Source organism: Phosphitispora fastidiosa (assembly GCF_019008365.1).
Taxonomy (GTDB): Bacteria; Bacillota; Thermincolia; order Thermincolales; family UBA2595; genus Phosphitispora; species Phosphitispora fastidiosa.
Genome location: NZ_JAHHUL010000118.1, coordinates 1 through 276 on the forward strand (window position 1 = coordinate 1; position 276 = coordinate 276).

General features: G+C 64.5%; 1 pseudogene. It reads left to right on the forward strand.

What is annotated here, in order from left to right:
* Positions 1-276, forward strand: a pseudogene (locus Ga0451573_RS19175) (zinc-dependent alcohol dehydrogenase); the annotation flags it as partial.

Below are 276 nucleotides of genomic sequence, written 5' to 3' on the forward strand. Positions count from 1 at the left end.
CGCCACCATTCCCGCTCACAACGCCACGCTCGTTCCGGAAACTTTCAACTATACGCAAGCGTCGCTCATCGAACCCGTCGCCGTGATCATGCACATGCTCGAGCTGGTGGAAATCCGCGCGGGTGCCAGTGTCGCCGTGCTTGGCGCCGGACCGATGGGTCTTCTCGCCGCCGCCGTCGCGCGCAAAGCCGGCGCATCGCAAGTGCTGGTCGCGGACAAACTCCCGCATCGCATCCAAATGGCGCTCGATCAGGGCGCGACCTCTGCCGTTCCGAT